Genomic DNA, 24,011 nt, shown 5'->3' on the forward strand with positions numbered 1-24,011 from the left:
TATAAAAACACCAAAACATGAAAACTAATACACTACTTCTCTTACTTTTAATCTCTTTATCTGCTTTCTCTAAAACATCACCAGATCCAGCAGCACCAAAACTATACACCTCAGATATAGAGAACTTTTATACTGCCTTTGACTTAGTATTAAAGGATACAGCCAATGCGAATCAGATTTTTAAGGAGAAATACTTTTCTGTGGGGACGAAAGGTTTAAAGGACTTTTATAAGCTTAAAATTAATGACCTAGATAAGTTCTCAAGATTTATTATTAAGCATCAAGAGTTTTATAAATCAATACGGAAGGACATCACTAATATTGATGATCTTAAAAAGAAGATTTATGCTAATAATAAAGCATTTAAAGATATATATCCTGATGCGGTTTTCCCTGATATTTATTTTGTAGTGGGTAGATTTAGTTCTAACGGAACAATTTCAAAAAGAGGCTTATTGATAGGGATTGAAATATTAAGTCTTACAGAAGAAAGTGATACAGAAAAATGGCATCAAGGAATGCTTAAAATTATCATGAAAAGAGATCATATTCCTGTAACAGTGGCACATGAATTGGTGCATTTCAACCAAGGTAAAACTGGAGAGACTACTTTACTCTCCAAAAGTTTAAGAGAGGGGGCTGCAGAATTTATTGCTGAATTAATATGTGGTGAAACAGACGGTGATTACACTAACTTTTCTGGAAAAGAACAACGTATTTGGGAGGATTTTCAAAAAGTGAAAGATGAACAGTTGTGGGGATTATGGTCGTCTTGGGTGAGAGAAAGTGATGAGCGTCCAAGAAATGCTGGATATTGGACAGGCTATCTGATTTGTAAATCGTATTACGAACAAAGGGAAGATAAATCCTTAGCGCTAAAAGAAATTCTTGATATTAAAGATAGTCAGGAGTTTTATGATAAGAGTAAAATTGAGGTATATTTGAAGAGGGATTTTTTCAATAAATAAACATCAAATACTTTTTATTTTTTACCAATCAATTATTTATGAACAAAGCAATCAAACAAAGCATCAACAAACAAGAGTGGTTAATTATGCCATTAATGTTTTTCCTTATTTCAGTCTTTATTGGTTTATTATCTCTTATCGATAAATCATCAGAAAGTATATTAAGGTTTTTTTCCTATTTCTTTATTGAAATGGGTATTTTGAGTAAGATAATTTTATCAATAATGATGTCATATTATTATTGGCTTTTTGATCTTTGGTTATTGTCAAGAACTAATAGGAAAAATAATTTAATCTATTTATCAAAATTATCAGGTATGATCATAATGTTTGTAATTGATTTCTTACTGATAAGTATTAGTATAGCATTCCCCATGATTTCTCTCCTCAGTGAATCATCCTTATTTTTAATCATTTCAATTGTGTTTTTCATTATTTTATTGACATTCCTCTTACCGATAACTATAGTATTAAGATCATTTAAAAGTGCTGAATTAAAACGTCAACCTTCATTTTCAGAAATGAAAACTGATTTTAAAAGTTTCATTTTTTTGCCTTTGACTATAGGGACATTGAGAAAAAGAATTTGTAATTAATGGTGTTATGTCATTTTTAAAATAGTGATTATTTTAGGTTGTTATACATTATCAAAACTAGCTATTTCTTGATGTAAAAAACAGAAAAATATTTAAAATAAACTCCTTAGAATTAAACAAAACCATATTTCAAAAACTTGAAAGAAAGAACGATAATCAAATACTTTTATATATATCGTTATTATTTTTTGCAATTAGTCTTTTACTCAGTTTCTTCTTTACAGAACCTAAATATAAGGCATTCATTATTACATTATTTTGTTGTAGTGTGCTTCCATTATTGGTCTACATCTATTCTTATTTTGACCAAGAAACGTTTCTTCAAGAGCATAAAGTGATAGGAGCGATTGAATGGTTAAATGGTGAAATTGTTGTTGGAAATAATCATTTCAATATAAACGAAATTAAAGAAATAAGACTAGATTATCGAAACTATAATGTTTTAAATGCTTTCCCAAGAATAGTATCAGAATTGGTCGTAGAAAATAAAGATAATGTCTCATTATATGCAGGTAGAGGGGGCTGTAGATTAGAGAAAATTTATAGTACTCTTTCGTTGAAGTTAAACACAGGAGGAATACATCAATTTGGTTTTTATATTGATAGCAAAGATAAATTAGCAAAACTTCAGTCACTTATAAGTTGGGTTTATGTCAACCAAATCAATTTTAAAGAATACACTGATAGCAAACGGTCTTATTTTTTAAAGAATGATTTGATGTATGAAGAGATTCAAATGATTAAGGAAAAACATCATTTGGAAAGTTGGATATAGAGTTAATTTTTATAGATCCATCCGTACGGACGTTGTACCACAACGTCCATGTAAGGGCATTAATAATACACTCCAAAGAGAATCTAAAGCCAAAAAATGAATGTGTTAACCACTGATAATTACTCATTAAATTATTTTGGTGTAAATTAAAGAGATATTTACGCCAAAAATATTTATATGCTGGGGCAAAACTTTTCTTTTGAAACCAAATGATAATTAGTTCTAGGAACAAAAGAGTATAATAATATTCATTTCTACGACTCAGTTAATTTTAAAAAAACTAACAGAAATTGCTACTAAATTTATTAATAAAAAAATGCTACAATTTGAATATCTCATCCTTCTACTCGCGTATACTACATTAATCATTTCTTTGTTTCTACAAATATTGTGTTACAAAAAGAAAATGGAGAATCAGGAAACAATAGGACTGACTATTTCGCTATTATTACTATTAATTTCTATAAGCATTTCACCAATGTTTCCAGAGAAAGAAACAACAACATTTACCACTTTGCTTTGTATGGTTTTGGTGGCATGTACCACCTTTTTAGATACCCTAAGTCAACAAAAACATACACTACCTGTCAAATACCTAAAAATGCACGTTGGGATATCCATCTTATTATCTGTTTTTGTGATCGTTTCCAAAGTTTTAGGGAATATGCTATTTGCACAATGGCCTGTAGTCATATTTTTAATTGTTTCAATTGTAGTTTCAATGTTGATCCAACGACAATCAAAGCCTATTCAACAGTTTCAGCATTTAGAAAAGTCGAACAAGATTTTCGCTCTAGTATTCTTAACATTGACGCCCATATATCTAATTTTTCATTATGCTTTTGAAGAACAGTACCAACAATTTCAAATTGGATTTTTGATGTACATTGCTTTTTCAGCTTTGGCCATTCGTAAAATTTATGACGATTTACAACGTTTATCTTTGATTAAAAATGATGTCGAACCCAACACACAACAGTTTAAGAATTATGCACTTACAGAACGGGAAAAAGAAATTGCTACACTACTTCACAAGGGCGTTACTTATCAGAACATAGCTGATCAGCTTTTTATTTCTTTACCTACAGTTAAAACCCACGCCAGTAATATTTACAAAAAGTGTGGAGTGAAAACTAGAAACGAATTATCCAACTTGCTTCGTTGAAAGGTTAATTTGTTGATTATCAATTCTCATACTTTTGTATGATATCCTTTTTTTCAGTCTAATTCATACATTTACCCGATTGTGCTCCTCTCTCATGATCTATAGATTTGCTTCAAAAATATAGATCATGAAACACAAATTATTACTCATTGCAATTTTAAGCTTTTACACTATTGGGATTAACGCACAGGATGTAGCAGAGCAATTCAGAACACAATTTTTTACCACAGATAGTTCTTATGAGGTGAGTCATTTAAAAATGAATTCCACAAATACTAAAAGACTGAAACTTTTTATTGCCTATGATTTTGGAGAAGCTGTTTTTAACCAATTCAGGTCATTGGGCGGTGAAGTAGGAGTTAGGTTTAAAAATGATCATCTCATAAGGCTCGCTTACACCCATCTTTATTTAACAGAAAAACATCTCTCATCTGATTTTGCAAAAGCTGTCGATGGTGAAAACGTCAAAGGAAAACAAGTTGGTTTTGAACTGTTCTATGATTTTCCAGTTTTTATCAAAGGCCTCTATATTGCACCTTCTGTTGGATATTATGATCATGAATACACACATACGATCTCAGGTGAACAGCTTAAACAATCTTCTTTTATAGTAGGAACTGCTATCAGTTTTACCGAGACAGATGTTCTAAAGATAAAAGGTCTTTACTATAGAGTTTCTATTCCTATCAGATTTCATTTCGATCCGATAAAAGAATCTCAACTTGGAGATGCCATCATCAAGAGCAATCAATTGGATAATAGTATTTGGTTTTTCATCGGCTTTGAGTTTTAATAAAATGAGGAAGATAATAGCAATTCTTATTGGGTACTTCTGTGGTTTACATCTACAAGCACAAGACTTGAAACCCCAAAAGCAGAGGTTGGATTTTGCCCGAATGTATCTTGAAATAGGTGGCAACTTTTTCCCTTCCTTTGCCGGAAAACAAATGATTAATGCTGAAGTTACTTCCATAGATTATTCGGCTACCTTAAACCCCTATATCACTTGGGGAGGATTTCACTTTTGGGGACATGCAGAATTTTACGTCACCTTCCCAATAGGTCAAATAAATCTTGATGGGAATAAAGTCAGACATAAACTCCAAAATTCAGTAGCAACCGGAGCAAGGATATATCCTTGGGCCTTGAAACAAGGAAAAATCCGACCTTATTTTGGTTGTAACTGGGGGACATTAGCCTTTGAACATATCCCCCAAACAGGTGAAAAGTATACGATGTTGTCTAAAGATTTTCTACTAAATTTTGATACTGGGATGATATACAATTATAGAAAAATTGGATTCAGATTGGCGGTAAATTATTATCCAAATAATAAATGGCAATACCCGCTAAATAAAACTGAAATGGCCGAAATAAGCACCCCTTCCTATTCCATTCAATTAGGTTTACTTTATGCTTTTGATGCTACAAAAAAAAATACCCAGAAAAACCTAGAAAAATGGAACAGCTATCCGAATGTTTCAAAGCTTTCTTATGATGCAAAGTCATTTGGCGACTTCTTTATTGGTGCAGGTCCTTCCCAATCGTTTTCACTCTCTAATTCAGAATACAATGCTCAGGAATTTCCTTATTTACAACAAAGATTAAGTTCCTCTGCTTATTTTGATCTAGCAGTAGGATATCACTTTAATCAATTCAATTTTTTTACCGCTTTATCATTCAGAAACCCAACTTATACCACAGAAGGGTTTGGGGTTAAGCAAACCATCAAAAAGAAATCATTGGCAATAGAATTGAATAAATATTTGATCGACTTTTCAGGATTTGCCCCTTATATTGGTCTCAATATCGCTTACGATAACATTCAATACAAAGAAGACGTGAATGGATCAAAACGGGAAACAAATGTATCATCTTTCGAACCCGGAATCACTTTTGGATGGGACATCGTACCCGGAAAAACCAATGAAGCCATTGTACTTAGAACCAATTTAAGATGGCATCCCTATGCCAATTTTAAAGTAGATGGAAAAGCATTTAATTTTAGTCAGCTAGAATATAATTTGATTCAGGTGATGTTTTATCCTGAGCGGTTAAAGAGATAACTAAAAGAATGGTTAATGTGCTGTAGAAGGGTGATGATGTTATAATTTGAAATGTAATTGGCTTATTTTGAGTGATTTTAATATCTGCAATGTTATTTGTAATCTGTATTAGAATAGTGTATAAATAGCTTTGAATATTTAAGGTTGTTGACTACATTGTGGTGAGTTAAAAGCTAGTGGGTATACAGTGATTATATCTGTGAAATTTGAGGGATAAACCCTATGGTGTTTATTCTTTGTTTACGAAATAAATTTTTCAAATAATATGGGAGGAAAAAATAAAGGGTACAACATAAAAGACTCAATTGAATTTTTACTTAAAAGCTTTAAACCAGAGAGGTACATTTATTTAAGTGTTACAATTTTATCAATAATGTTGTTAGGGTATTTAATATATACGATGATTTTAAGACAAGATATATCTAATATATTAGCAATGTTAGGTCCTTCAGGCTTAATTACCTTTACTTTTTCACGTGTTTTAAAAATGTGGACTGATTGTATTGATTTAATAAAAACTGATATCACAAAAAAATAAAATTAATTTCAATGGATAATAATAATTCTAACAATCCTGATCAAGAAGAATTAAATAAGTTAAATGACATCATTAAAAATAACAATAAAACTAGTAGAATTTCTAGTATAATTGGATTGATTGCTTTATCTATTGGAGTGGCATTTACTACATTTAACTTGGTGAGAGTTAGTGACAAAGTAGAGACTAATGAAAAGGAAATTGAGCAAAAAAAAATAAAAATAACCCAATTAGCTGATATAGTGGAAATTATTGATAAAAAAGAAAAGAAGGTTGATGTTTCTAAAAGACTAATAGTGGATTTTTTTGAAAGCTTAAATAGTAATAAAGAAATTTCGATTTTCTTTTCAGATACAGTTGCAAGATATTATCTTAAAGAAAAAATTTCAAGAATTGAATTAAAAGAAATAAGTGAAGAGTTCCAATTAAAATATCCAAGAGCGAAAACTGAGTATGATATTAATGACATAATTGTAAATGTTAATAATATTGACTCTACAGAAATATTTATAGAAACAGCTTTTTTCAAAGATTCGTTAAAGCAATCACAGGATATAATTTATCAATTTAAGACTGATCAAAAGAATAATATTTTTTTTATCCGAAATCTTATCCCTGATTAATTTACAAAAGAATTGTTAACAACCTAAATGCTGCTATTACCGTGTAGTAGTTCACATGAAAGGAAGTGCTATCTTCTATCACCACAAAAAAATCTTAATGTGAATTGAAAAATAAACAATCACAGATAAGTTAACCTTTTGGCTATCTAGTAATTTAAAAGTGTTCTGTTGGATATCGGCAACAGACATATATAGTAGGCGTTGGGTGTCATGCTAAAGAAGCTTCTCAAGTTATGCAATATTAAGATGAATAAATTCGGAAAAGGTATTTGGAAAATGTAATTTTGCAATTAAACAATGGATGTAAGACAAAAACATATTAACAATATTCAGAAACGACTTGCTTATCTAAAAAGCAGGGTTGAAATAGCAGGTTCTTTAAATTTGACTGATATTCATATTTATGCCGAAGACTTTTATCAAACTTTATTTAATCACTTAGGGAATTCATATAAAAATGGAAATGCCGAAAATCAGAATTGCCCATATATTGATCTGATTGATGAAACTAATAAGCATGCAATGCAGGTAACCTCTAGAGATGATAATAAGAAAATAACTGAAACTATTATTGGATTTTTTGAAAATTCAGAACATCCAGAATACAAAGATTATTCGTTAAAAGTATTGTTAATATCCAAACGTGCAAAGGATTATTCTACAGATTTTACTTTTCATGGTAAGTATAAGTTCAATCATAAAAAAGATGTAATTGATATTGAGCGTTTGATTGCTATAATTAAAGATAATGGCAGAGAAAAAATCATTGAGATAAGTAAATTTCTTGATAATGAAATTTACTTACCACGTCCAAAGACAGAGTCTAATGAAGTAGAAACTATAATGTCATTACTTGAATATCTCAGTGATGATAAAAATTATAAAGAATTTGATGGAAATTACAACTGCGACCCTGAACAAAAAATAAACAGCAGATTCAAGGATTATGCTAATGATTTTAATGAAGAGTTTACTGATCTATTTACAATTTATTGTAATACAATTCCAGAAGTAAAAAAAGCATTTGGATTAGATGGAGTAAGAGCCAAAAAAATTTCTTATTTCTTGAATTATATCAGCAATCGTTATTTAAAAGAGGCAAATGGTAATGCTTTTGATGCACTTGATAAATTAACAGATTATTTTGAGGCTAAATTGAGTTCGAATGGAATTCATGCTGATATAGGAGCAATAAGATATTATTTAATGGATGAATTAATTGGTTGTAATATTTTTTCAATTAAAGTTGAGTAACTATGCTTTTATCAAAAGATGAAAATATAAAAACCTCTTCAGTGTATGTAGCGTCTATAATTTTGAAGATGTTTCGGAAAACTAGATTAAAGAAACTCACAATTTTTGAAGTTGCTGAAGAATTAAAGAAGTATGATATTGTACATTATAGACAAGTTATTTTTGGGTTGTCATTCCTTTATTCAACTGGAGTTGTTGACTTTAAAGAGCCTTATATTTATATAATAAAATGATAAGATTTAAAAAATTATATAGTATTCCAAAGTTCTTTGAACCAATTAAGTTTGAGTCAGGATTAAATATTATCCTTGGAGAGAAATCTGAAGGCAATAATAAAACAAATGGTGTTGGGAAGACCATGGCTATTGAGTTTTTAAATTTTTGTTTACTAAAAAAATCATCAGATAGTAGAGTAACATTAATTCCCGATCATATTCTTGATATAGATACTGTAGTTTATTTAGACATCAATATATATACTGATTTCTTAACTATTGCAAGATCTATAAAAAAACCAGATGTAGTTACTATTTTTAAAAACGGTGTTGAAATAATTTCTAATGAATCTATTGAAATAGCCTCTGAATATTTGGGGAATTTATATTTTAGAGAATTCCCATTGCATATAACACGTATAAGCTTTCGCAATCTTTTAAATCCCATTATTAGAGACGAGCGTTCTGAATTTAAGGACATCATACAGTGTTTTGATACTGCTAAAAGAATACCTAGCGATTATAAACCGCATTTATTCTTCTTAAATCTCAATATCGAATTGTATTCTGAAATAAAGAAAGTAATAGATGAGTTAACAAAAAAAACTACATTTGTTACTGAAACAAAAAAGTTAATCACTTCAGATTATAATAAAGTTAGTGAAGCTAAGGCGAGACTTAATGAACTTGAAGGTGAAGTTTCGAAAATAAATACATCTATAGAAAAATTAAAAACCAATGAGTCCTTTGAAAGTATTCAAGATGATTTGGTAAAATTAGAATCAAGACTTTCTAAATTACGGATTCGCCAGAAAACATTAAAGTTAGAAATTAAGCAAATAAATAGTTTACCAGAACCTGAAAATATTAGTGAAAATGAGATTACAATCCTTTTCAATCAGTTTAAAGATGGTTTAGGTGATATGGTTGAAAAATCCTTACAAGAAGTCAAGGAATTTAAAACTCGAATTGATTCTTTTAAAAACTCACTTATTAACAATAAGCTTAAGATGCTTCAATCTGAGTTAATTAGTTTAAATACTAAAATTCAAAGGCTTGATGATGAGTATTCCGAAAAAATATCTCTTTTGGATAATGGAGAATTATTAAAGGATTTAAAAACCTCAATCAATATATTTAATAAAAAAAATCAAGAATTAAATAATCTACGTTCAGTTATTGATCGTTACAACAAAGCTGAAAAAGAAAAAAAGTCATTAAAAAATACAAAGGATAATAAAATCATAGATTTTGACGACCATCTTTCAGATAAGCAGGTTGAAATTAAAGAATTTGAAGAAACTATCTTGTATATCCATGAAAATATAATGGGTAATAGGAATGCTCATTTTGGAATTGAAACAATAAATTCTGCCAAAGCAAAAGAATTCTTATCCTTTGACTTTAGAATAAATGATGATGGCAGTTGGAGTACAAATAGGATGAAAGTGTTTATATATGATTTAGCGCTATTATTAAGTGATAGTACTAAAAAGAATCACCCCAAGCTGCTAGTTCATGATAATTTATTTAATGTTGATAATGATTCATTAGAAAAAAGCTTGAATTTTCTACACAAGCAATCAGAAAATCATCCTGAAGAATTTCAGTATATTTTGACTTTAAATAGAGATATGGTTGAAATTATGGAAGAAAGAAATCTTATTGAATTTAACATAAGTGACTATGCTCGTGCAAAATTTACAAAGAATGATAGATTTTTAAAGGTAAAGTATAGTGAATTAAGCAAAAGGAAGAAATAAGTACTAAACCCAACAATAAATAAATTTCACGGCTGTTAAAGAGTAAATATAAGGCTTGTAGTCCACATTGAAATAGTAACAAATTTAGTAGAAAGTGAAATGCATTTGGCTATGAAACTAATACTAAATGTTAGTGATAATATAAAAATGACACACAAAACAATATATCATAAAGACTTCGAAATCCTAGAAAGCGATCATGATTTTACTTATCAAAAAGAACTTACTGACTTTTTAGATTCAGATAATTCTGAATTCGATCAAAATAAGCTTAATGAAATAGTCTTATGGAAAGTTAACCGTTACGCAAAATTTGAAAGTGAACTTATCAAATTGCTTAACTCAATCAGTCCTTTTGATACAGAATTAGATGTTCAGAAAACTAACCAAATACTAAAACTATTGCTTAGGACTAAAGGTGTTCAATTGGCAATGGCTTCAGCTATTTTAAGGTTTAGAAATGATAAAATTTATCAGATAATTGACCAACGAGTTTTCAGAATTATATATGAAGGTGAGGTACTTAAATTAAGTAATAGCGAAAGTGATAAAAATATTGAAACCCAAATTGATATGTATCTGAGATATTTAAATGATTTAAAAAAGATTAGCCAAGATTTAAATATTCCGTTTGAAAAATCAGATAGAATACTTTACAAAGCAGATAAAAGAATAAATAAAAAGATAAAAATAAAATATTGAAATACATGACGCACTTTAAAATCCATAATTCACTTCACCAGTTTAATTTCGTTGGTTGACCTATATATAAGCATGAAAATACAAGCTCTAAGATTTATAAAATTAGTAATTACTCTCTTCATATATCCTGAGTCCAAAAATTCATGAGCCGATTTAACCCCTTTATTCAAAAGATAAAGCATTGAACACTTTCTTTTTCTTGTGAGTTTATATCCTTTTCTATGACGATTTGAATAATTTAAGTACTTTTCTTTCTGCTTTCTATATTTACTCTTTGGTGTTTTATTTTAAGCTTTTTTCAAAACTTAAATAGGATTTTTTCGAAAATAACAACTTTCATACAAGAGTTTTACATCTTTAGAATGTCTATTATCACATTCAATATTAGAAGTATCATTAGTAATAAATTTGAAATTTCAATATCTATTTTCTAATGTTTTAATAGGGTAGATAAATTGGAGTTCTTTCAAATCAACTCTAGAGGAAAGGTAAGTGTGAATTCTACTGTTGAAAGTGATATCTTGGATAACTTTGTGGTCTCCTAAAGGTTTTAATAAACATCTGATAAGCCCAATCTGTATTTAATCTTTTTACTAATTTTTCATCGTTCAAACCAGAATAAGATTCCAAAAATATTAGTGCTAATTTACCTTTGTTATGTATTCGATAGTATAAGGTTCTCTAATTTATCGCAAGGGATACAATAGTAAACTATCCATTATTCAGTCTTATTGAATATGTAATATTTATGAGATTGAGTTTCTTCAGGTTTGAATATTTCAAATTGCCTTCTAAAACTAGTTTAGTCTGTGTTAGATTTTTGTGTCATACTCAAATCTAAGCAAGCTAAAACCCCGAAATAGCTATATTAGACATTTTCGGGGTATTTTATTTGATTTTCAATATATAGAAATCTTGCTATTAGTTAGTTAACTATTCAACAATACTCTCTAATTATTGTTATACAGGTTCTGCTTTTACGACAGAAGTCTTTTCATAAGAATCACATTGAGGTGCACTTCCATACCATGGAGTTCCACTAAAGAATACAGCAGTATTAGCATTAAAATTCTTGTCTTTATCTAAATACATACCTTTTTTGCAAAAGAAAAAGAATGTGATATCGGAATTAGACTCTGCATATTGTTTAGCTGCTTCTACTGTTGTTCCAGTTATAGTTTTAACATGATTATTCCATGAAGCTCCTCCATATTCAGCAACATTGTCGACTTTTTTCCATGATGTTGTGGATGGAGTAATTGCAGCTTTATAAGCAATAGAGGCAGATTTAATACCATTAAAGTATTCTTTATATTTAGGTTTTATCGTATTTTCAAGTTCACTACACATTTTTTTACATTGTTCTACAACATGTACAATGTCCAGGATATTAAAAACAACATCAACTACTGACATAACAACAACAACAGCTGCTGCAAATTTACCTACCGCGTCCATTGCCTCAAATGCACTTACACCTACTTCTTCAACAGGTATACCGGCTTCTCTAGCTGTAGTTTCAATAGTTTTTGTAGCTACATTGAGTCTGTTTTTTAAAATTAGAAGAGACATACCTCTTACTAACTCAGTAGCTACAATTGCACTTGGAGGTGGTGTCCACCCAACCAAAGTATTCATGAATTTTTGAACATCGGCTTCTGTTTTTCCACTTAAATTTAATTCATCTAAAGCATCATACACTTTATCTATTCCTTCACTGTTATAAATAATTCTGGCAGATTCTGCATAAGTCTTAAATGTAGCTGCATCTAGTTTACCAGCCTTTCTTTGAACGCTAGCCATAAATTGCATTAGATTTGCTCTACATGCTTTTGTATCTAGACCTTTCGGAGCTTTAGATACAATTAAATTATTATTTTGTTTGTATTGAGCAACGTAATTCTCTACGTTAGGATTAATTTTCTTTGATATATCTGTATCTGCACTTTGAAGCTTTTCATTAAGCTTTTTTGATTTGTTTGAAATAATTTTCTGATCGATAATGGCTGATGCTTCAAGTGCTGCAAAAGCAGCCATTCCTAGCCCAAAAGACCAAATAGAAGCAACTGCAGCTGCATCCGCTGCAATTTTTATGGCATCCTCTGCAATTGTTAAATTCCTGACTTCCATTGCCAAACCTTCAATTTCTGAGAATTCAGAATCAACTGCTGAATCAGAATCAAAATCACCAACTTGAAGAAATAGTTTTTGTTCCTTTATTATTTCATCAATATTGTCATCACTTTCAGTGTCCCATGTGGACATATAATTTAAATAAGTTATTAAATCAGTACTAGCCATAATAATAAACATTAAAAATTTTCTTACTCTATTTTTAATCGGCTTTTCAGTTCCGCCTTAGCAATCAAAACCAATCGTAGCTACTCAATCGATAATTTCGTTATTGATTACATTACAAATGTCACAAACATCATAGTGTTTTATTAGAGTATAAATACTCCATTTTATAAATTCAGTATTTATACTCACCAACTATTATGAAAATCACAAGGAACTATGAGAGGGAGAAATAGGTAAAAAAAACACTCTGCCAATATCAAAATCAACAGAGTGTTTCATCAAAAAATATGATTGATCTAAAGCTTATCTTTTAATAAACTTACCGGCAGCTTCAGTAGTATTGCCTTTGGCTTTGTAGATGTATAAACCTTTTCTCAGTTTGGATACATCAATTTTACCTGAGCCTTGGATAGTCTGACTTGATACCAAAGTACCTGTAATGGTGTAAACATTAAATAGCATTGGTTCATTGATGCTATTTCCTTTTAGATATAAAATATCTCTTACCGGGTTAGGGTAAACAAGGAAATCTGAAGTCTTCGTGTCTTCGATACTTAATGGAGGATCTGTGTCATCTCCTAAAACAACTAGGTAGACGAAATCGGAGTAACGATCGTCTTCTGATGTTGCCCAAATTTTTACCGCACCTCTTTTATGTGCCGTAACAATTCCGTCTTTAGAGACAGAAGCAATGCTGTTGTTAGCCGATTTATATTTGATTTCTCCTAAAATATCAAATGTTTCAACTTCCAATTCTAATGACTCCTGCTTTTCTAGAGTGGCAGTACCTGGAGTTAAAATGATTTGTCTTGATGCTTCACCACCTTCAATTTTACCTTTATAAAAACCGCTACCCATAACTGCTGCCCAAAGAACAGTAGGATCATTTACATCAAATTCTACTTGATTTATATTGTCAGGCTGACCAACCGTATGATTACTTTTGATCCACGTTTCGCCACCATCTTTACTTAAATAGAAGCCAGGGTTGGCCGTAATAACTCCTTGAGATATGACTAAGAGATTACGATCGAATGGGGAAACATCAAAGAATTCGATAAACTGAGACTCGAACACTTTTGTCCATGATTGTCCATAATCATCAGAATAGTACAATCCGCCACTTTTTACATCTCCTGCTCTTCGTCCTGCCGTCACGTAAAGTCTTCCTGTATGATCGAAAGTGACGCTGTTGATTCCCTCAATATAATCTGCCACTTTTATTTCTGTCCAGTTATTCCCTCTGTCGGAGGTGTGGAATAATCCACCATTTTTACGCACTTCTTCATTCCATGGAGCAGCGGCAAAAATAGACTGATAGGTACTATCTCTAGGATCAAACGCTAAGTCTTGAATCCACATTTTAGTAGGCATTCCATTGTTACTTGGTGTGAATATTTTCCCCGAATCAGTCGATTTATGGAAACCACCTTCCTTGTCTTTATCAGGACCGTCGTTTCCGCTTCCTCCACCAGAACCAGCTACTTGAGTTACCCCAAAGTACATATAATTGGGTTGGATCGGATCGATAATGATGTTATTTGTCCACATCCATTCTTCGGCTTCAGTGGCTTTACCCCAGTCCTCAAACGTCTCGGCTCCATCGGTTGATTTATAGATTCTATCCAAGTGTTTCTGACGCATAGAAGTAGTGTATACCGTGTTCACGTCCCATGGGTGAGTAGAAATTGCAAAGACACTTTCCTGTGTTTGAGGAATGTATTTAACAGCTTGTTTTCCATCTACACCATCGTTTGTACTACGCCATAAGTGATGCTCGCCCGAACCTAAATAAAGAATACCTTCTCCCAAGCGTCTGTCTTGGAAAATACACTGTCCAGGCAAGTTACTATCACCCGTTCCCATAATATTGCCATTGCTTGTGTAGGTTTCGTTTACTTGCTTGAACGTTTCTCCTTTATCTGTACTTACAAAAGTGTTGTGTGCATAAATCAACATCACGTCACCTCTAGTATTTACAGCACAATAGCGTAACGATCGAAGCGGGTAATTTTGTCCCCATTGTTGATTGGATAGTTGATGCCCTTCTTCCATATTATCGTTGTAAGGGTTGTTTCTTTCTATCCAATAGTCTTTATCATTTTCCCAAGCAGGTCCGAAATCACGTGCAATATTGATCCAAGAAGTACCTCCATCGGTTGTTTTCCATAAACGACCAGGAATAATTGATTTTTGTATTTGAGCATCATAAAAACCAACATACAAACCATTTTCTTCGCTAGGATCTACATTTAAGGAATTGAAATATTGCAAAGCAGCAGTAGGTAAGGTTGGATACTTACTTCTTGCTTCCGCTGTGGTGATATCAAACCATTTCGCTATATATTGATAATAGTTGTCCGATACACCGCCAGTAAGACGATTAATATCAAGACCTAAGTTTCCATTTATATTTTGCCAAGTCGCTCCATTATCGTCCGATTTAAAAATACCACCATCCGATCTTGTTGTTTGTCCGTTGCCATGGTATCTTACCTGATCAGCTACATATAAGACAAAACGACCAGAAGTTTTATCGAAATAATAATCCATATCCATAACGGTATTATTATCTAATTTACCTTCTCCAATGTTAGTCCATGTTGCTCCAGCATCAGTTGATCTGAATAAACCATATTGAGAACCAGCAAACACAATATTACTGTTGGTTGGATGAACGATGATACGTGAGAATTGTGCTTTTTCGTCTAATCCTTGTGTTAGTTCCGTCCAGGTATTACCCGCGTCTGTCGTTTTCCAAATCTTCCCTTGGTATTTGATATTGTCATATATATTCTCGTTTCCTCTTGGATTGGCAGCCGTCGGGTTATTCACCGTACTCCATAGTTGTTGCTGACCTCTACAGAAATTTCCAGCGCCAACATACCAAGTGAAATCGTTACTTGGATCCATAGCTACCGCTGATACTTTTCTGTACCAAGATCGACCGTCTCTACCGCCATCAAACTCGAAAGAATACCAAGGACATTTTTTAATTTCTGTCCAACTGCGAGCGGTATCTTGACTAAAATAAAGTCGAGAAGACTCAATAGCTACAGCATATTTTTCAGTTTTGGTAGAGTATTGTAAATCGTATAAACGGAAGAAATTCCCTTCCCCATCTACATCTTTAATGGTCTTCCAGCTCTTACCATTATCTTCAGTTTGATAGGTATTTCCCATATCCGGCGACTCCACACAAAAATCAGGAAGAAGAGGGTGATATCTCAAGAAATTAGAGAAACCAGCATTACCAGGACCAAATTGAGTCCATTTTACTTTGGTTTCCGACTTCACTTTTCCCGATTGTACCTGACTCATGTATTCATCATAAAATGATTTGGTGGTGAAACACCATACATCTCCAGTGATTACATTGTCGTTGGCTTCGATTTCGTCAACACGCCAGAAATACTTTGTATCATTTTCTAAATCATCAATAATTATTTGACTATCCGTAATATCTGTAGCAATCTGCTCTAAATCATCTGATGAGGTTCCTAAATAGACATTACTTTTTACAGCAGTGATACCTTTTAACCATTGCAATTGCACATCGAAAGAGGTAATCGCTGTCGCCTCATTTTTTGGTGATGGAGTAGTGGGCTTCGCTTCCGTTGCTAACTTTACCAATTGTACATCATCAATATTTAGATAAGCACCATTTTCTAAATAAGGAATTCTGATGTAAGGAAGGAAAGTGCTGTAACTATCGTCTACCTCAAATTCAATGAGCAGTTGTACAAAATCATCTTTGGCACCACTAGTAATCGTCACGATATGCTCGCCAATACTACTAGAACTACCCTGTCTTCCGTCGTGCACATCAACAGTAATAGTTTCACCTGTTCGTTCTACATCTGTTTTATAATAAAATGAGAATTGGTATTTCCCTGCATCCAAATCTGGATAATTTTCATTACGAAATGTGGGCGTTCCGTTTCCATAATCACGATAGGCGATTTTAAGTGATCTTGATCCCGTTCTTTTCACTTCGGTATCTACTTCGAAACCAATGAATGGCCAGGCTCTCCAAAGAGTTTTTGCTTCATAATTGTAATAACTCTCATAAGAACCCGAAATTGATCCGTTTTCAAAACTTTCATCAGGTAGTAAGTTTGTTTGTCCAATAGCACTAAAGGACCATAAAATTAAAATTTGAAGAGTAATAAATCTCATACTTCTATAGCGGTTTAATGTTGATTTTTCATTTCATAGCTTCAAAAAATGCACTTATCAAAAAGTGATTATTGTAAACATAGCCGAAATGATATTCAATCTCTGATTAAACTAATTCGTAAAACGGGGGTGAATTATTATCTGAACTTGAAATTTCAATATCAGTGTTTAGAAAAAAGAAAAGATTATGATAATTGGAAATAAAGTGATGTGGTTTTGACGTGTTTTTTTGATGATGAGATACGTAAGGGGAAATATTTTTTAGGTTATCGGGGGGATATCTTTGAAAATCGATAAGTACATTTCATTTTGATACAATTGATAAAAATTCATTATATCCTAACTTTATGATATGGAAAATGAAATAGATAAAAAGCTATTAGCAAAAAATATAAAACCAACGGCTATGCGTCAGTTAGTTTATGATATTTTATTAAAAAACAATAAAGCATTAAGTCTTTATGAAATAGAACAACAATTTGATAATGTTGAACGCTCTACTATATTTAGAACTTTAAAGACTTTTCAAGAAAAATTACTTATTCATAGTGTAGATGACGGTACTGGAGCTGTAAAATATGCTCTTTGTGATGAAGATTGTAAATGTCTGCCAGATGATCTACATGTACATTTTTTGTGTAATACATGTGGGGCTACCTATTGCTTAAGGGAAATGCCCATTCCTAAAATTGAATTACCAAAGAATTTTTCATTTCAAAATGCAAATTTTGTAGTAAAAGGTATTTGTGCAAAGTGTAAGTAAAACTTTGCAATACTAGTGCACTTGTTTCTTCTATAGATTTGAGTTATCATTTAAATAGAAGTAATCATGGCAATATATTTATTCATTTTTTACTGTTTGTTTTTTATTATACTATTTATAGCCCCAAGTTATTTAACTTTCAAACAAACAGGGATTCATCCTTTCAGATTTACAGAAGAAGATACGACAATAAACTATGTAGGAAAAGTATATAAAATTATCTCAGCGATCTCTTTTGTTACACTATTAATTAATGCATTGATACCTGGTTTAATGCAATTTCTCATTCCGATTGAATACCTTGAATCTGAATTAATTTCATGGTTTGGTCTATTCATGATACACTTGGCATTCGTCCTAATTTTTATTGCTCAGCGAAATATGTCTAATGAATGGCGAATTGGTATTGATGATACAAATAGAGTTCATTTAGTTACAAAAGGAATGTTTAGTATTTCTAGAAATCCCATTTTTCTCGGAGTATTAGTAGTTTTCTTAGGCCTTTTTTTGATTATGCCGAATATAATAACAGCTATAATTTTAATAACAGGGATGGTTGTTATACAAACACAGGTACGCCTTGAAGAAGAGTTTTTAGAAAACGTTTTAGGGGTTGAATACAAAGTATATAGGAGTAAAGTTAGACGTTGGCTTTAATGATAAAATCAAATTTTCATATCTCACAAATGGATTGTCCTTCGGAAGAAAATATGATCCGAATGCAATTAGACGGTTTAGAGTTTATTAAAAAACTTGAATTCGACCTTGAAAAACGAAATCTTATTGTTTTTCATTTAGAAGATAACAAAGAGATTATAAAACGATTGGAAGTATTGAATTTAGGAGTAAAGTTTTTGAATAAAGAAAACATAGATGAATCCGAATTAAAAGTCGCTGATACTAAAAATCAACAAAAACTGCTTTGGTCTGTCTTAATTATAAATTTTGTGTTTTTTATCATCGAAATAACATCTGGAGTTATCTCTAAATCAATGGGCTTAGTTGCTGATTCACTTGATATGTTAGCAGATTCGCTTGTTTATGGATTAAGTCTTTGGGCAGTAGGTTCAACAGTGATAAGAAAAAAGAAGGTTGCTCGATTAAGTGGTTATTTCCAAATCACTTTAGCAGTTATGGGGATTATAGAGGTCATACGAAGGTTTTTGGGTTTCGAATCAATGCCAGATTTTCGTTTAATGATTGGTATTTCCATTTTAGCTTTAATAGCCAATGGGGTATGCTTGTTTTTATTACTTAAATCAAAAAGTAATGAAGCTCATATGAAAGCAAGTATGGTTTTCACATCAAATGATGTGATTATTAATTTAGGAGTAATTATAGCAGGAGTGCTTGTTATATTTACAAAATCAAAATACCCAGATTTAATTATTGGAGGGATAGTATTTTTAATTGTTGTTAGAGGTGCTCTAAGAATTTTAAAGCTAGGAAAATAGGTATCATTAATTTTTTACTCCCTTTTACGGACCTTGCACTGCAAGGTCCGTAAAAGGGCATATATATGAATACTACTTTAAAAGAACATCAATAATTAATAAAAATGTATATTGAGAAAAACTAAACTAAATCTGAAAAAAATGAAACCAATTTTTACAACAGTCTCAGAAGACTGGAAGAGAAAACCGTATTTTGATTATTACTATTATAACATTAAGACGAAGTATAATATCAATCATCACATTGATATCACAGATTTCAAAAATGAAATAAAAGAAAGAGGACTTAAGTTTTTTCCATCAATGTTGTATGTCATACTCAAAATTATAAATCAATCTGATGAGTTTAGAATGGGGTTTAATGAGAAGGGAAAATTAGGATGTTGGAATTATGTTAATCCTGTTTATACAATCTTTCATGAAGACGATAAAACATTTTCGGATATGTGGAGTGAATACAAACCTGACTTCCAAGGTTTTTATAATGAAATAATTAATGATATTGAAACGTATAAAGAAGTTAGAGAAGTGAAAGCCAGAGGTTCCCAACCGGTTAACTTCTGTCCAGTATCTTCAATTCCTTGGTTAAGTTTTGAAAGTTTTAGTCAGGAAACATATTGCGAAAGTACACTTCTTTACCCCATTATTAGAATGGGTAAGTTTTATGAAAAAGATGCTAAAGTGCTTTTACCCATCTCTGTTTTTGTTAATCACGCAGTGGCAGATGGCTATCATACTTGTAAATTAATTAATGATATTGAAGAGTATGGAAAAGCAGTTTCTTCGTGGATTTAATTTAGAAGAATAGTCAATCAACACGAATACTGTAAAATTTCAACGTTAAAAAAAACACGTTTGTAAATCCTTGTCTAAAATATTTTGTTCTATTGACAAAGTATATCACTGACTGAACCAAACGATAAATGGTTAAAGGAGCAAGTTGACAGTAAAGAATATTCAAGTAAAAGTGAGTTGGTAAATGATTTAATTCGTCAAGCGAGAAAGCAACAATCTCAAATTGATTGGATTAAATCTAAAATTGAGAAAGCTGAAAAAAGTGGTTTTACTCAAGATTCCAAAGAAGAAATATTATCACAAGCGAAGACATCTTTAAATGGCTAATTACAAGCTTAGCAATGTTGCAAAAGAAGATTTAATAAGAATATATCGCTATGGAGTGGAGCAATTTGGAGAGAAGCAAGCAGATAAATATTTCAACTCATTTGAAAGGATTGCACAAAGACCTTTTTCTTATGAATCAGTAGATTATATTAAATCAGGATATAGAAAATGTGTATCTGGTGTTGACAGTATATATTTTAGAGTAATAAATGAATCTGTAGAGATAATGACAATTATCGGAAAACATGATTTAGAGAAATTATAATATCATCCGTACGGACGTTGCACTGCAATGTCCGTACAAGGGCGTATTCAAATGAATGATATATATTTATTTTTCTTTCAAAAAATAAAGCCCAACCAAAGGCCCAACACTCAACAAAACAAAAACATACTCAATAGATATAATTTCTTGCATCAGACTAATCAATTGAATACTCACAATGGTAATAGCAAAGCCGATACAGTTTACAATGGTTAAAGCAGATCCCTTTAATTCGATCGGTGCATTCTGAGCGACTAGAGTAGAGAAAAGTGGAGAGTCGGCAATGACAAACATACCCCACAGCATTAAGAATACAGTAAAAAGAAATTGTGAAGATTGATAAAAGAGAAGTGGGGATATAAAACAGCAAGTGCAAGACAAAAGTAACACTAATTGGGCTGTTTTTTTTACACCAATTTTTTCAGAAATATAACCTCCAATGATGCAAGCGATACTACCAATTCCTATCACCAAGAAAGCATACAAAGAAGTGTTGGCTTCCACTTGATGTATAGTATTGTAAGCGATGATCATCAAAGGAACAAATGCCCAGAACGTATAGAGTTCCCACATATGACCGAAATATCCAAAGGCGGCACTTCGAAATTTCTCTTTTTTGAAAATATCAAATATAGCACTGAACTGAAAAGAACTTGAAGACTTCCGAAATGGCCCATCAGGTACGAAAAAGAAAATACTTAATCCACCAATCAAAGCTAAAACTGATGTTGATACTATCACATAATCCCATGGGAGACCACTTGTAAATACTTTTAACGCATGTGGGAAAGCAGTTCCTAATACCAATGCTCCCACCAAAAAAGACAATGATTTACCTAAGCCGTGTTCGAAATAATCGGCAGCTATTTTCATTCCTACAGGATATATTCCCGCTAAGAAAAAACCGGTCAGAAATCGAAAAAGAAGAAGAGTAGTGTAGGTATTACCATGGTAGACAATTCCTAGATTGAACAGACTTCCAAGCAGTGCACAAATAAAAAATACTTTAGAAGGAGAGAAACGATCGGTGATGGTAAAAATAGCGAATACCAATGTGCCTATGATAAACCCAAATTGAACGACAGAGGTAAGTGCTCCAATAGCGTTTTCATTCAATTGTAAAGTGGCCACGAGATCACTCATCACGGCATTACCTGCAAACCATAAGGAAGTGCAGCAGAATTGAGAAATGACAATGAGAGGGAGAATAAGTTTGTTGTTCATTTAGTGTTTGAAATTATATTGTATGGATGTATATCACAACATCCATACAATATAACTCAAATTTTATAAGTCTGTTTCTTTATTGGTCATCACTAAAGTAACTTTATTAAAGTTAGCGGCTGAATTGATGAATTTTCTAAACTGATCGTAGACTTCATGAGGGAATTTATACGTTTTGTACACTTCATCTACAGTGATAAATAACTTATTTCCTTCTAAGGTATAATCTGATTTGAAATAGGCTACTTCTTTTCCTTCTACCACTATCTTATTATCAATTTTGATACTTTCTAATCCTTCTAACTGATAACCTGCTGGAATATCAAGAGAGATCTCATGGTGATAGTTTGAAATTGTAGACATAACGATATCATGTACTCTTTCTTTTTCCTGATATAATTCTGATTGTTTACCAATCAACTTACCTATGGAGATCAAATATTCATTTCCAGCTCTCTCTACTAATTCTGGAGTAGTATACTCCACATTTATTTTGATGTAACTTTCGGGATCACTAGAAAGTTCGATATCCCTTCCTTCGATATCCCAGTTTTTTACTTCATAATTTTCATAAGCAGAAAGGATGACTTCCTTAATAAATTTTTCCTCAGATGACTTTTCATTATTTGAAAAAGCAGAACGGAAGGCAAATGATCTATACCCTTGAGAATAGTTTTGCATTTTTACATTTGGAAGTGAAAGATCATCAGAAAAATCAAGGCTTGCTTTCACTCCAATATGATTCACAGAATCACTTAAAAAACCTAAGTTGTCAAACTTACTGAAGTTTTTAGTCAGTTTTCTTTCTGCATTTCTATAATCAATAAACAATGCCTCAGAGTCCATTAAACCAGAATGAACAGGACCATAGCGCATATGATAAGCATCGGGTAATAAGAATTTCTCATATTTTGGGAAGTAGAAAAAGAGATCTGTAATATCATCCATAGAAGCATATCTTTGATCTACACGACCTTCATATCGATTACTCCCCATGACCAACTGATTATCAATTCCTAATTGATCAAAGCAATACATATATAATTTGATTATTCCTCTATAGTTACCATTACCGTTGGCTACAACTGATTTCGGGTTTTCTAAAAGTTCCCCTCCACCTTTTGCAACTCGAATAGTTGATTTTACCTTATTTTCTAATGCTTTAATTTTTTCTTCTTCAGAAATATTCATTGCAGCAATATCTTTTACATATTTCATCGCTACTTTTTCTGATTTTGGAGCGTTAAAACTGTTCAACATTCCATCGATGTAGTAGTTCCATGTAAAAAATTTAGTTCTAGAATTTCCATTACTGCTCAGTTTATGTTTAAACTTCATATATAAAGGATCCTCATAGGCATACTCTTCTTTAACAAAGGCAGGGATATTTTTTTGATTAAGTTTAATTACTCTAGGTAAGTCGTATTTCTTTTCAATACTACTGGATAAACCATTGTAAGACTTCGTTTTTATTGTCCACGTTTTAGGGTAGTACAATTTGATACTACAATCTAAAACTGGAATTTCTCTTTGCACTTTTTCGCTCCCATAAGGAACAATAGGCATTTTAATCGTGTAAATATATTCAGCTTCACCCCCCACTTCAAGTCCTTCTATGGCAAATATTTTTACATTTTGAATGCCCTTCACATTCTTAAGCTCTTTAATATTCTCTTTTTTCAACATAGTGATTTTGCCATCTGTGTTGATTGACCTCACTTTTAACTGAATAATTTCTGATGAAGATCGAATAGGAATATACACTCTGTTGTGTTTTTCAATGCCAGCATCAGAGTTTACATGCACTAAGCTATGAATGGTTTTGTAGGTATTCGCTTGATTATTAGTAATACGATGCTGTATGATGCGATGATCTTTTAAAACAACAGCTTCATATTCTTTATTTTCTTCTGAAATAGTAGCTAATTTAGGCTCTTTTTCCCAATCGTAATCTTTATACATTTTTGGGTCGTTTTGTCCAACAGCGTTAAGCGTAAAGACAGTCAGTATGAGCAAGATACTTTTTAAGGCTTTCATT

22 protein-coding genes are annotated in these 24,011 nt (G+C 31.6%); 18 read left to right on the plus strand and 4 right to left on the minus strand.

Annotated elements, in window-relative coordinates; genetic code table 11:
* Window positions 1-17: 17 nt before the first annotated feature.
* The 12 genes from KMW28_RS24705 to KMW28_RS24760 all read left to right on the plus strand — a co-directional run bounded on the left by KMW28_RS24705 (window position 18) and on the right by KMW28_RS24760 (window position 10,665).
* Window positions 18-968, plus strand: coding sequence for a gliding motility protein GldB-related protein (locus KMW28_RS24705; RefSeq protein ID WP_169663589.1), 951 nt, complete (start codon window positions 18-20; stop codon window positions 966-968).
* A 38-nt stretch (window positions 969-1,006) separates the two neighbouring features.
* A complete protein-coding gene (locus KMW28_RS24710; protein ID WP_169663590.1) occupies window positions 1,007-1,564 on the plus strand; it encodes a hypothetical protein in 558 nt (185 codons plus the stop codon).
* A 334-nt stretch (window positions 1,565-1,898) separates the two neighbouring features.
* Window positions 1,899-2,339 carry a hypothetical protein gene (locus KMW28_RS24715; protein ID WP_183363942.1) on the plus strand — a complete coding sequence of 147 codons (441 nt, stop codon included), beginning with the start codon at window positions 1,899-1,901 and terminating at the stop codon, window positions 2,337-2,339.
* A 406-nt stretch (window positions 2,340-2,745) separates the two neighbouring features.
* The gene (locus KMW28_RS24720) at window positions 2,746-3,504 is read left to right on the plus strand and encodes a response regulator transcription factor (protein WP_240972677.1); all 759 of its coding nucleotides are present in this window, start codon (window positions 2,746-2,748) and stop codon (window positions 3,502-3,504) included.
* Window positions 3,505-3,631: 127 nt separating this feature from the next.
* A complete protein-coding gene (locus tag KMW28_RS24725) occupies window positions 3,632-4,297 on the plus strand; it encodes a hypothetical protein (RefSeq protein WP_169663592.1) in 666 nt (221 codons plus the stop codon).
* A 4-nt stretch (window positions 4,298-4,301) separates the two neighbouring features.
* On the plus strand, window positions 4,302-5,570 hold the full coding sequence (locus tag KMW28_RS24730) for a hypothetical protein (protein ID WP_169663593.1): 1,269 nt from the start codon (window positions 4,302-4,304) through the stop codon (window positions 5,568-5,570).
* Window positions 5,571-5,835: 265 nt separating this feature from the next.
* Window positions 5,836-6,108: a hypothetical protein gene (locus KMW28_RS24735; RefSeq protein ID WP_169663594.1), complete on the plus strand. Its 273-nt coding sequence runs from the start codon at window positions 5,836-5,838 to the stop codon at window positions 6,106-6,108.
* A gap of 11 nt (window positions 6,109-6,119) precedes the next feature.
* Window positions 6,120-6,731 carry a hypothetical protein gene (locus tag KMW28_RS24740; RefSeq protein ID WP_169663595.1) on the plus strand — a complete coding sequence of 204 codons (612 nt, stop codon included), beginning with the start codon at window positions 6,120-6,122 and terminating at the stop codon, window positions 6,729-6,731.
* Window positions 6,732-7,028: 297 nt separating this feature from the next.
* Entirely contained in the window at window positions 7,029-7,985 is a 957-nt protein-coding gene (locus KMW28_RS24745; protein ID WP_169663596.1) for an SMEK domain-containing protein, read from the plus strand.
* Window positions 7,986-7,987: 2 nt separating this feature from the next.
* Complete coding sequence (locus KMW28_RS24750; protein ID WP_215585902.1) at window positions 7,988-8,218, plus strand: hypothetical protein; 231 nt, start codon at window positions 7,988-7,990, stop codon at window positions 8,216-8,218.
* Entirely contained in the window at window positions 8,215-9,963 is a 1,749-nt protein-coding gene (locus tag KMW28_RS24755; RefSeq protein ID WP_169663597.1) for a DUF2326 domain-containing protein, read from the plus strand. Before KMW28_RS24750 ends, KMW28_RS24755 begins: the two co-directional genes overlap by 4 nt.
* Window positions 9,964-10,074: 111 nt before the next feature.
* Window positions 10,075-10,665: a hypothetical protein gene (locus KMW28_RS24760; protein ID WP_169663598.1), complete on the plus strand. Its 591-nt coding sequence runs from the start codon at window positions 10,075-10,077 to the stop codon at window positions 10,663-10,665.
* 960 nt (window positions 10,666-11,625) lie between these two features.
* Here the strand turns inward: KMW28_RS24760 and KMW28_RS24765 are convergent.
* Window positions 11,626-12,930, minus strand: coding sequence for a hypothetical protein (locus tag KMW28_RS24765; RefSeq protein ID WP_169663599.1), 1,305 nt, complete (start codon window positions 12,928-12,930; stop codon window positions 11,626-11,628).
* 339 nt (window positions 12,931-13,269) lie between these two features.
* Window positions 13,270-17,145, minus strand: a complete 3,876-nt coding sequence (locus KMW28_RS24770) for a VPS10 domain-containing protein (protein ID WP_169663600.1) — start codon at window positions 17,143-17,145, stop codon at window positions 13,270-13,272.
* A gap of 352 nt (window positions 17,146-17,497) precedes the next feature.
* On the opposite strand from KMW28_RS24770, the gene KMW28_RS24775 reads away from it, so the two are divergent.
* The 6 genes from KMW28_RS24775 to KMW28_RS24800 all read left to right on the plus strand — a co-directional run bounded on the left by KMW28_RS24775 (window position 17,498) and on the right by KMW28_RS24800 (window position 20,749).
* Window positions 17,498-17,908, plus strand: coding sequence for a Fur family transcriptional regulator (locus tag KMW28_RS24775; RefSeq protein WP_169663601.1), 411 nt, complete (start codon window positions 17,498-17,500; stop codon window positions 17,906-17,908).
* 66 nt (window positions 17,909-17,974) lie between these two features.
* A complete protein-coding gene (locus KMW28_RS24780; protein WP_169663602.1) occupies window positions 17,975-18,565 on the plus strand; it encodes a methyltransferase family protein in 591 nt (196 codons plus the stop codon).
* Complete coding sequence (locus KMW28_RS24785; RefSeq protein ID WP_169663603.1) at window positions 18,565-19,362, plus strand: cation transporter; 798 nt, start codon at window positions 18,565-18,567, stop codon at window positions 19,360-19,362. The genes KMW28_RS24780 and KMW28_RS24785 overlap by 1 nt, the downstream gene beginning before the upstream one ends.
* Before the next feature lie 141 nt (window positions 19,363-19,503).
* Window positions 19,504-20,157 carry a CatA-like O-acetyltransferase gene (locus tag KMW28_RS24790; protein WP_169663604.1) on the plus strand — a complete coding sequence of 218 codons (654 nt, stop codon included), beginning with the start codon at window positions 19,504-19,506 and terminating at the stop codon, window positions 20,155-20,157.
* 108 nt (window positions 20,158-20,265) lie between these two features.
* Window positions 20,266-20,484, plus strand: coding sequence for a ribbon-helix-helix domain-containing protein (locus tag KMW28_RS24795; protein WP_205958170.1), 219 nt, complete (start codon window positions 20,266-20,268; stop codon window positions 20,482-20,484).
* On the plus strand, window positions 20,477-20,749 hold the full coding sequence (locus tag KMW28_RS24800) for a type II toxin-antitoxin system RelE/ParE family toxin (protein ID WP_169663605.1): 273 nt from the start codon (window positions 20,477-20,479) through the stop codon (window positions 20,747-20,749). Before KMW28_RS24795 ends, KMW28_RS24800 begins: the two co-directional genes overlap by 8 nt.
* Window positions 20,750-20,815: 66 nt before the next feature.
* On the opposite strand, the gene KMW28_RS24805 is transcribed toward KMW28_RS24800, so the two are convergent.
* The gene (locus KMW28_RS24805) at window positions 20,816-21,973 is read right to left on the minus strand and encodes an MFS transporter (RefSeq protein WP_169663606.1); all 1,158 of its coding nucleotides are present in this window, start codon (window positions 21,971-21,973) and stop codon (window positions 20,816-20,818) included.
* 63 nt (window positions 21,974-22,036) lie between these two features.
* Window positions 22,037-24,010 carry a DUF3857 domain-containing protein gene (locus KMW28_RS24810; RefSeq protein WP_169663607.1) on the minus strand — a complete coding sequence of 658 codons (1,974 nt, stop codon included), beginning with the start codon at window positions 24,008-24,010 and terminating at the stop codon, window positions 22,037-22,039.
* Window position 24,011 lies beyond the last annotated feature (1 nt).

Origin of the sequence: Flammeovirga yaeyamensis (genome assembly GCF_018736045.1) — a bacterium.
Classification (GTDB): Bacteria; Bacteroidota; Bacteroidia; order Cytophagales; family Flammeovirgaceae; genus Flammeovirga; species Flammeovirga yaeyamensis.

Excerpts from the sequence above, each read along its gene's own strand:
- KMW28_RS24770 (WP_169663600.1), bottom strand. The coding sequence starts at position 17,145 with ATGAGATTTATTACTCTTCAAATTTTAATTTTATGGTCCTTTAGTGCT.
- KMW28_RS24790 (WP_169663604.1), top strand. The coding sequence starts at position 19,504 with ATGAAACCAATTTTTACAACAGTCTCAGAAGACTGGAAGAGAAAACCG.
- KMW28_RS24800 (WP_169663605.1), top strand. The coding sequence starts at position 20,477 with ATGGCTAATTACAAGCTTAGCAATGTTGCAAAAGAAGATTTAATAAGA.
- KMW28_RS24710 (WP_169663590.1), top strand. The coding sequence starts at position 1,007 with ATGAACAAAGCAATCAAACAAAGCATCAACAAACAAGAGTGGTTAATT.
- KMW28_RS24755 (WP_169663597.1), top strand. The coding sequence starts at position 8,215 with ATGATAAGATTTAAAAAATTATATAGTATTCCAAAGTTCTTTGAACCA.
- KMW28_RS24720 (WP_240972677.1), top strand. The coding sequence starts at position 2,746 with ATGGAGAATCAGGAAACAATAGGACTGACTATTTCGCTATTATTACTA.
- KMW28_RS24730 (WP_169663593.1), top strand. The coding sequence starts at position 4,302 with ATGAGGAAGATAATAGCAATTCTTATTGGGTACTTCTGTGGTTTACAT.
- KMW28_RS24805 (WP_169663606.1), bottom strand. The coding sequence starts at position 21,973 with ATGAACAACAAACTTATTCTCCCTCTCATTGTCATTTCTCAATTCTGC.
- KMW28_RS24775 (WP_169663601.1), top strand. The coding sequence starts at position 17,498 with ATGGAAAATGAAATAGATAAAAAGCTATTAGCAAAAAATATAAAACCA.
- KMW28_RS24745 (WP_169663596.1), top strand. The coding sequence starts at position 7,029 with ATGGATGTAAGACAAAAACATATTAACAATATTCAGAAACGACTTGCT.
- KMW28_RS24740 (WP_169663595.1), top strand. The coding sequence starts at position 6,120 with ATGGATAATAATAATTCTAACAATCCTGATCAAGAAGAATTAAATAAG.
- KMW28_RS24735 (WP_169663594.1), top strand. The coding sequence starts at position 5,836 with ATGGGAGGAAAAAATAAAGGGTACAACATAAAAGACTCAATTGAATTT.
- KMW28_RS24760 (WP_169663598.1), top strand. The coding sequence starts at position 10,075 with ATGAAACTAATACTAAATGTTAGTGATAATATAAAAATGACACACAAA.
- KMW28_RS24725 (WP_169663592.1), top strand. The coding sequence starts at position 3,632 with ATGAAACACAAATTATTACTCATTGCAATTTTAAGCTTTTACACTATT.
- KMW28_RS24810 (WP_169663607.1), bottom strand. The coding sequence starts at position 24,010 with ATGAAAGCCTTAAAAAGTATCTTGCTCATACTGACTGTCTTTACGCTT.
- KMW28_RS24780 (WP_169663602.1), top strand. The coding sequence starts at position 17,975 with ATGGCAATATATTTATTCATTTTTTACTGTTTGTTTTTTATTATACTA.
- KMW28_RS24785 (WP_169663603.1), top strand. The coding sequence starts at position 18,565 with ATGATAAAATCAAATTTTCATATCTCACAAATGGATTGTCCTTCGGAA.
- KMW28_RS24705 (WP_169663589.1), top strand. The coding sequence starts at position 18 with ATGAAAACTAATACACTACTTCTCTTACTTTTAATCTCTTTATCTGCT.
- KMW28_RS24765 (WP_169663599.1), bottom strand. The coding sequence starts at position 12,930 with ATGTCCACATGGGACACTGAAAGTGATGACAATATTGATGAAATAATA.
- KMW28_RS24750 (WP_215585902.1), top strand. The coding sequence starts at position 7,988 with ATGCTTTTATCAAAAGATGAAAATATAAAAACCTCTTCAGTGTATGTA.